10 protein-coding genes and 1 pseudogene are annotated in these 8,463 nt (G+C 41.7%); 5 read left to right on the forward strand and 6 right to left on the reverse strand.

Going from position 1 to position 8,463, the window contains the following annotated elements; genetic code table 11:
• From VE944_RS29740 to VE944_RS29750, 3 genes are all read left to right on the forward strand, one after another.
• Nucleotides 1–366, forward strand: a 366-nt coding sequence (locus VE944_RS29740) for a transposase (protein ID WP_324986018.1), incomplete at its 5' end; no start/stop codon positions are given.
• 394 nt (nucleotides 367–760) lie between these two features.
• Nucleotides 761–994, forward strand: coding sequence for a hypothetical protein (locus VE944_RS29745; protein WP_324986021.1), 234 nt, complete (start codon nucleotides 761–763; stop codon nucleotides 992–994).
• A complete protein-coding gene (locus VE944_RS29750) occupies nucleotides 987–1,268 on the forward strand; it encodes a hypothetical protein (protein ID WP_324986024.1) in 282 nt (93 codons plus the stop codon). Before VE944_RS29745 ends, VE944_RS29750 begins: the two co-directional genes overlap by 8 nt.
• Before the next feature lie 281 nt (nucleotides 1,269–1,549).
• On the opposite strand, the gene VE944_RS29755 is transcribed toward VE944_RS29750, so the two are convergent.
• The 4 genes from VE944_RS29755 to VE944_RS29770 form a co-directional block, all read right to left on the reverse strand.
• Nucleotides 1,550–2,767, reverse strand: a complete 1,218-nt coding sequence (locus VE944_RS29755) for a glycosyltransferase family 4 protein (RefSeq protein ID WP_324986027.1) — start codon at nucleotides 2,765–2,767, stop codon at nucleotides 1,550–1,552.
• 257 nt (nucleotides 2,768–3,024) lie between these two features.
• The gene (locus tag VE944_RS29760) at nucleotides 3,025–3,657 is read right to left on the reverse strand and encodes a response regulator transcription factor (protein ID WP_324986030.1); all 633 of its coding nucleotides are present in this window, start codon (nucleotides 3,655–3,657) and stop codon (nucleotides 3,025–3,027) included.
• Nucleotides 3,654–4,490 (reverse strand): S1C family serine protease, encoded by an 837-nt coding sequence (locus VE944_RS29765; protein WP_324986033.1) that lies wholly within the window; start codon nucleotides 4,488–4,490, stop codon nucleotides 3,654–3,656. The genes VE944_RS29760 and VE944_RS29765 overlap by 4 nt, the downstream gene beginning before the upstream one ends.
• Nucleotides 4,491–4,788: 298 nt before the next feature.
• Complete coding sequence (locus VE944_RS29770) at nucleotides 4,789–5,700, reverse strand: S1C family serine protease (protein WP_324986044.1); 912 nt, start codon at nucleotides 5,698–5,700, stop codon at nucleotides 4,789–4,791.
• A gap of 627 nt (nucleotides 5,701–6,327) precedes the next feature.
• Here VE944_RS29770 and VE944_RS29775 point away from each other — a divergent pair.
• Nucleotides 6,328–6,627: a ferredoxin gene (locus tag VE944_RS29775; RefSeq protein WP_229552888.1), complete on the forward strand. Its 300-nt coding sequence runs from the start codon at nucleotides 6,328–6,330 to the stop codon at nucleotides 6,625–6,627.
• A 227-nt stretch (nucleotides 6,628–6,854) separates the two neighbouring features.
• Here the strand turns inward: VE944_RS29775 and VE944_RS29780 are convergent.
• A pseudogene (locus VE944_RS29780) lies at nucleotides 6,855–6,944 on the reverse strand (Hsp20/alpha crystallin family protein); the annotation flags it as partial.
• Between the two features lie 212 nt (nucleotides 6,945–7,156).
• Between VE944_RS29780 and VE944_RS29785 the strand changes: the two are divergent.
• Nucleotides 7,157–7,477, forward strand: coding sequence for a DMT family transporter (locus tag VE944_RS29785; protein ID WP_324986037.1), 321 nt, complete (start codon nucleotides 7,157–7,159; stop codon nucleotides 7,475–7,477).
• A 521-nt stretch (nucleotides 7,478–7,998) separates the two neighbouring features.
• Here the strand turns inward: VE944_RS29785 and VE944_RS29790 are convergent.
• A partial coding sequence (locus VE944_RS29790) for a FecCD family ABC transporter permease (protein WP_324986040.1) occupies nucleotides 7,999–8,463 on the reverse strand: 465 nt, incomplete at its 5' end.

Genomic DNA, 8,463 nt, shown 5'->3' on the forward strand with positions numbered 1-8,463 from the left:
GATTTGACAGACAAAGAGTGGGAAATAATTGAGCCATTATTGCAGACTTTGAAGAAAACTAGACCCCCTCTGTGGACAAAGCGGCAAATTCTTGACGGTGTATTTTATCAACTTAAGAATGGTTGCAATTGGGCTGACTTACCTAAAAATTTGCCACCCTATTCGACTATCTTCTGGTACTACAAGCATTGGTGTCAGGAGGGTATCCTTGATAATATTAAGCTGTTATGTATACAACTTGCACAATCAGGGCGGGCAAGATGCCCACCCCACAAGCATTTTGAAAAAATATTAGTGCAAATTAAAGGCGCAACAGCTTATGGCCAATTTGCACACGCATTGACAAAAAATACCAAATATGAATAATTTAAAAACCACATCTTTCGTAAGGGCACAGCATTGTTCCCTACAACATGGTCTATTTCCGTAGTTTACCGCCGTAGGCATCGCAGGATAATTAAGAAAAGCCTGAAAACTTTCTATGCATGGTTAATGTACATCACTATGCATCTGTACAGTATGTAAGTGACACACTTATCCTATTTACGACACATTGCGCGTAGAAAGACACCCAAAGGGGTACGCCAACGTCTTCTGGTGTATCTGCTCACATCTCAGACTTATTTGCATAATTTCGGATACATTACCGCAAATGCGCTGATACTTTATTTTTGCCTCTTCATAAAATCCGCAAAAACACCGTTACGCTATTTGAACTTGTGATCAAAACTTAGAGCATCCAGTTTATTAGGGCGTGTTTATGACCAACCCTGTAAAGACGGTTATCCAAGTCAATCTGGAGATGGCTCTAGAAGTAGCTCATGAATTGGAGCTTGCTCCATCCACTCAACTCGGTGCTTATTGTTTGGAGATTTTGCGGGAGATAGGATGTGCTGGTACTGAACTCCCACTCAACTTACAAACTCGCGATCAGCAACTAAACTTTATCACAGGTTTTGCGTCTTATGCTTTCGGGGAGGTACAAAGTGTATAAAGCATTAATTGAAGATATATTTTCCGATCCAGAAGAGGCAGAAGAAACTACTTTTCCTGCCACAGATACTGATTTGTTAATTTTAACAGAAAAATTTTTAGGGTTTGAAATCCCTTCAAAGGTTTTCTTACAAGCTATAGCCATTGCTGATTACGATGGTGCAGCTGCTTTTCGCTACGTTGATAATTATCTGACAACTCTCAAAAATAAGAATAAACGTAACCATAAGAAATTACTTGTGTTAGGTGCTTCAACTAAATACGACAATAATTGATGTGTTTCTTTACAAGCTAACCCTGAACCAATCCGATTTAAATAAGATAATTTGTATAGCCGATGTAGAGACATTGCAATACAATGTCTCTACACACATCTCTCGCACACCGACAAGGAAGCACAATTAGAATTTATCTAGAAGCTAGTACCTCTGCGCGGAAGTTAAAAGTCAAAAGTTAAAATTCAAAACACTTTTTCATTGATTTCAAATAGTTGCGCTATTTTCCACCGTATTGTAGTAGTGCTGAGATTTTGATTAAATCAAATATTTTTAGGTTATTACTCTCTTTTAAGACACACTTGCTCATAACTTTTACCAGCAATATCCCAAGTGAATTCTGTTTCTACCAGTTGTCTACCTTTGTGAGACAATTCTGAACGCAGATGTGGATGCTCAAATAGTTGACTAATAGCGGTGATGTACTCTGCCGGTTTATTTGCTCGTAATGCCCGCAATGGATGACTAGCACCATCTACGGCTAATCCTTCTAAACCGCGATCGCTAGCTACTATTGGTACACCAGATGCCATTGCCTCTAAAGTTTTATTTTTAATGCCAAACCCTGTCCGCATCGGTACAACGCAGATGGTAGATTGATGTAAGTATTCTACCATCGAAGGTACACGCCCAATTACATTAATTCCTGGTTTTTGAGCAAGTGCTAAAACTTCTGATACCGGATGAGAACCGACAATATCGAAAGTTGTATCAGGATACAATTTTTGGATTTCTGGCAAAACTTCGTTGCTGAAAAAGCAGACAGCATCAATGTTTGCCAAATTATCCATTGCACCGATGAAAATTAAGCGGTGTCCACCTGGATCGGTGGTACGATTGGGGAAAGAAACTAAATCTACGCCATTAGGAATAACTGTAATTTCACTATTGGGATTAAATTCTTGTAGTTGAATTTTATCTTCTTCTGTTGTTGCAACGATTGCCGAAAACTTAGCACAGTAGTTTTGCTCATAACGCCGCAAAAGGGGCAGATTAATTTTGTCTCTGAATGAATTTTCTGAAATTCCTGCTGCTAGTTGGTTTAGACAAGTAGCGTAAACAGAACTATGAATATTAACTATAGTTTTTAGTTGTTTGGGAAAATGCGAACGTACATAAATTTCATTAACGCTATGTTCGCAGGTAATTACATCACATTTCCCCGCTTCCACCCAGTTATCAACCCATGTTTGCATCTCAACTGAGTAGCGGTTGAGGACACTTGGCGATGTCCCCTGCTGCAAAAATTTACCAAATCGCTGTATTTTCTTCAATATTCCGGTGGTTCCAGAATCTGGCGGGCGTTCAAAAATGGCTAAATGATCCACACAGTCGCGTAATCCTGCTACTTCTGCGTCTGTAACATCACCCTCGCGTTGAGTCGCCAGGGTAACACTATGGCGTTGACTCAGATATTTAAGTAAATTAAATGTCCTTACTTGGGTTCCCCCGCGCGTTGGTGGGTAGGGAAAGGTGGAAGAGAGCATTAAGATGTTCATATAAGTGATGCATTAAATGTGATACCTATACCATCACCTCATTGGAGGCTGTATGTCATCATTTGATATTGAATAGACCTCACACGATGTGCAACTTAATTTTTGACCTCTCTCCAAACCTCTCTCCTAAAAGGAGAGAGGCTTTGAATTTTACTCCCCTCCCCTTGCAGGGAAGGGGCTGGGGGTTAGGTCTTTTTTTATCTCAAAATCTCTGTATGCAAGAGGTCTATTGCATCCAAGCGAGAATTCATTACAGATTACAGCATAATCAAACCCAATCTGACACCCACAGCAACAGCCTCGGTGCGGCTGGAGACACTGAGCTTTTGAAAAATGGATGAGAGATGAAATTTGACGGTATGCTCAGAAATATGCAAGCCTTTAGCGATTGCTTTATTCCCCAACCCAGAACCAAGCATACCTAAAACCTCTATCTCGCGTGGTGTCAAGCTTTGTACCGGATTCGCCACCACTTTTTCTCGGATAGACAGTAATTCTATAGCATCCGGGTGCAGCACCACCAAACCAAAAGCGATCGCCTCCACAGCAGCAACAATTTCTGACTCTGTGCTAGTACTGGGCAATATCCCCCGGATACCAGAACGTAACCCCGTCTCTAAATCAATGGTGTCAAGTTCCTCAACAATGACGATCATTCCTAATGGATATTGCTGTTCTTGAATAACCAGCAATTTTTCCCACACCGATTGTTGAAGATTGCCACTCAAATCTACCAGCACCACATCTGGTTGTAATTGTCCAACTTCCCTAGCCAATGCATTCAAATCGGATGCACTCCCCACAACCGTCAGCCGAGGATTGGTAGTTACTACAGCTGATAACCCTGCCCGCACTACAGGGGAAGTGGCAACTACCATCACCCGGATCATGTCGCCTCCACAGCAGTTTTACCAGACTGCACCTCAACATAAATCACGAATTGCTGCCCACCGCGTAAGAGTTGTAGCGGCACAGAACCTTTACTGTCATGGAGATATTTAGTTAAATCATTCATGCTAGTGAATAATCGCCCCGAAACTCCTATTAAAACATCGCCGATTTGCACACCAGCAATTTCTGCCGCACTGCCAGGTAAAATTGATAACACCAATAAACCCAAGCTACGCCTACTTAAAAGCACAGGTTGCAGTGTAACTCCCAGTTGCGGACGACTATTTCCCTGTAAAAAACGCTCAACGGTATTGCTGGGAACTGCCACAGCCAAACCATTAACAATCATCGTATTAATTCCCACGACTCCGCCTTGACAATCGGCAAGTGGCCCCCCAGAGTTTCCAGGATATAGCTGCAAATCAGCCATAACAGCCCGTGGATTATTTGCATAGATAATTCCAGTTGTCACAGCACCACTGTCAGCAAAGGGATTACCCACCGCTAAAACTAATTCACCTACTCGTAGCGCCTCAGAATTACCAATAGTTGCAGCAGTTAAATTAGTGGCGACAATTTTCAGGGCTGCTAAATCCTGCTGTGGATCAAATTGTGTCCGCACCGCATCAAATACCCTTCCATCTGCCAATTCCACAGTTGCACGGTTGCTGGTTGCAACATGGGCATTAGTAATAATTAGTCCGTCAGCTTGCCAAATTACACCAGAACCGACTCCCAGAGAGCCGCTTTTCACTTTGACAGTGCAATTGCGTAGTTTAGCAGCTACCTCTGTTAATTCAGCAGCGATGTTAGTTAATGTTGTGTTTGCCATGTCATATCATGTTTGGGTAATTAGTTATGATTCCATAGTCATTGCACCCCACCCCTTAATCCCCTCCCCGCCTGCGGGGAGGGGATTAAGGGGTGGGGTTCTTCGATTTAATAAGTAATCAAGCGGACAGACAGTTCCGAGTTCAGAAGCTCAACGTTCGAGCAAAAAGGTGGAAGTTCCGAGTTCAGAGGCTCAACGTCCGAGTAAAAAGGTCAAAGCTCCGAGTTCAGAAGCTCGAATGAATAGAAAATTTAGATAAATCTTGACAGACTACTAGTTAAACCCATCCCAAATTGGATTATTCTTGCTTAGTAGGTCGTTCGCCAACTGCGATCGCTAGCTCAATTAACACTCCACCTCGGACAGCTTGTACATTGACAGTTTTACCGATGCGATCGCTACTATTGAGTAACGCCAGTACATCACCTGTATCACCCACAGTTACGCCATCGAACGTTACCAAAACATCGCCAAGCAGCACACCTGCATTGTCAGCAGGCCCAGAAGGCTCAACATTAACCACAATTACCCCAGTTGCAGAAGTTAAATTGAGAGCAGTTTTCAGATTCTTAGGTAAGCGTACAGGTTGCATTCCCACACCCAAGTATCCTTTAGAAATGCGTCCTTTTGCTACTAATTGGTCAACCACGCGATCGACTGTAGCAGTGGGAATAGTCAAAGCAGTACCACGCCGCCCCGATGTATTCATGCCTACAACAAAACCAGCAGCATCTACGAGCGGCCCGCCTGCAAAACCAGAGTAAAGGGTAATGTCTGGGCGGATGAATTGGTCAATATTCCCGCCATTCATACTCCGCCAAGCACCGCTAACTACACTCACCGCACCCATCGCCGCCCTTAAATCACCTTCGCTACCTCTCGCCAGTCCCAACACAAGATGACCAACTTTGAGCGTTTTGGCATCGCCAACTTTTGCCACAGGAATTTCTACATTTTCTAGCTTAAAAACAGCGATATCGGTGCTAGAGTCATGACCCACGAGTGTTACTGGTGCAGTACTACCATTTAATAGAGTGATAGTGATGTCGTCATAGCGCTGGAGTGACTCATCAGAGGTAACAATAATGCCATTACGCCAGTGAATACCACTTGGAGAAACACGAGTACCCGCATTTACAGCAACCACAGCACTTCCAGCTTGTTCTACGGTATCAGCTAAACTGTTGGATAAAGCCAGTAATGAAGACATAAGATTTTCCGCAAACGTTCTTAGATATTCATATCGTCCCGTTTTATCAACCCAGATGGCATCGGAAAAATGGGGAGAATTCATCCTAGAAAAATGGCTAGTGCCTCTTTGGGGAAGTCAAAAGTCAAAAATCAAACTAATTTCTAGTACAGACGCCATTAATCGCGTCTGTACCTACCCAAAGAAATTCAAAAATCAAATCGGATTGCTATACAAGATTTAAAGCCATGTACGTGGCTATCCTTCGTGAAAGGGAAAATCTCAGTCCACTTGAGTGGACTTGAGCTATTAGCCTTGGAATTTATTTCAAGGCGGGATATTGGTCAGCACGACACTTTGACTATTACAAAAATGTGGGCAAAATATCACGAACACTAAGTGTATTGCATTCTAAGCTTGAATAGCAATGAAATGGCAGATAAACAAATGCACACCCAATCAAGAGAAATCAACCTACTCACTCCATCTAAAGAATTAGCTCTATATCGTCTGAAGCTTTTGGTATATGTAAACTAGCCCCACTAATCGCTTGAGAATCTAAAATAGTCAACCACAATCAACTCTAGACTAGCAGCACATAAACCCTTAGTATCGAATATGGAGTTTATATGAGTTAGGGATTGTTACATGGCAACTTATAAGGTCACATTAAAGACCCCAGACGGTGAACAAGTAATCGACGTTCCTGATGATGAGTACATTCTAGAGATCGCTAACGAGGAATATGATCTTGACTTACCCTATTCCTGTAACGCTGGTTCTTGCTCTACCTGTACCGGGAAGCTAATTTCAGGTACAGTTGACCAATCAGATCAGAACTTCTTAGACAACGATCAAATGGACGAAGGATTTGTCCTCACCTGCGTTGCCCGCCCCACTTCTGATTGCGTTATCGAAACCCATCAAGAAGAAGCCCTTAACGGTTAACTAAGAAATGTGGATTTAATAAAGAGCAACTTTTGTAGGGTGCGTTATAATATTTGTCCTAGCGCACTAAAAATCTGTGGTGGTGTATAACACACTATAAAAGATTTAAAATTTTGCACTTTCCTATAAATCTGTATAGGCTGAGTAATTCACAATAAAAAGCGCTCCCCTTTTGGGGAGCGCTTTTTATTTAGTTTAATAGATAGTTAGCAGATATAAAGCTAAAATTATCCAGATGATGCTAGATTAACTTTGACAACTTTATTCTTTTCTTCTTCAGCTTTGGGTAGCGTCAAGTTCAAGATGCCATCTGTTGTTTTAAAAGTATTTCGCTGTGACTCTAGGTAATCCAAAAATTTTAATACTGACAATAGGACTATTAAAATATCCTCTTAAAGCTTACAATACGTAGCGTATCCTACAAAATTTTAGTAGATTCACGCGAATAATGATAATAATTATGTTGTAGTTTTTTCCTTTGACAGAGATAAGATAATAAGAGATTTCTCACAAAGTGCTGATAACATATATGCCAACAAGTTGGATTTACCTTATCGCCGCAATCCTCTTTGAAGTTTCAGGCACAACTTGCATGAAGTTATCGCAAGGATTTACTAAAATAGGCCCTTCCATATTAATAGTTGTTTTTTATGGACTTTGTTTTACTTTTTTGACTCTTGCTCTCAAGAAACTTGAAATGAGTGTGGCTTATTCTGTCTGGGCTGGATTGGGAACTGTCTTAATTGCTATTATTGGTATTATTTGGTTTCGTGAATCTGCCACACTTATCAAGCTCATTTCCATCGGCTTAATAATTATGGGGGTAATTGGCATAAATGCAAGCCAATAAATGAAATAGGTACGAGTCTACAAAAGTATCTTTGGATTAAAAAATAAAAGCATAGATACGCCAGATATCGCGGTTATATCGTATGGGGCTAATCACTTATGATTAGAATCTCTTTGTGTTAGCCGAAAAAATAAGCCTTTAAGCTGACTTTTACCTCTCAGATGGAAAACCTCACTTCTTGCAGTAGAGAGGCTTGGAATTCTCCCCTTACCTTGTAGAAAAGGGGGCTGGGGGGTTAGATTCCGCTCTCTTATTTTCTAGATAATGTGAAAAGTTAGGTTTTTAAGGAGAAATGATATTAGGCATCGCCTCAAATAAAAAATACCTCGTCCATGTTAAAATAAAGGAGGTAAATAAACCAAAACTGATCATTCTGCTTGTTGCTGTTGTAGCGAATACACCAGCAATTTTTATTGTTCTGCGAGCAGAGCAAAATGAGCAGACTTAGCTAAATGCTATTAAAAGTCGGGATCTAGAACTTTTGATAACGACAAGAGGGCTTTTCAAACATCTTCTTTACTTTAAAATTTATTAAACCCAGCAGAACGACGATAAAGTAACCAAATAAATAGCGGTGAACCTAGCAAGGCAGTGACGGAACCTACTGGTAGTTCCACTGCTCCTAGTCTAGAGAGTAAATCTGCAAAAGTAAGTAACCATGCACCCCCAAGGGCGGAAAGTGGCAAAACAAAGCGATGATCTGTACCAACGATGAGGCGGACACCGTGAGGGACAACAAGACCAACAAATCCGATCAAGCCACTGATGCTGACTGCACCTGCGGCTAATAGAGTGGCGACACCACCAATTAACAAGCGCGATCGCGTCAACGAAACGCCCAAACCCACAGCCAAATCATCCCCCAAAGCCAGCACATTTACCGATCGCGCCAACAAGCATCCCCCTAACAATGCAACGATGATGTAAGGCCCAGCTGTCGCAATTTCTTGCCAACCCCGTCCGTTAAGGCTACCAACCAACCAACT

The sequence above is a fragment of the Nostoc sp. genome (assembly GCF_035638895.1).
GTDB lineage: Bacteria > Cyanobacteriota > Cyanobacteriia > Cyanobacteriales > Nostocaceae > Nostoc.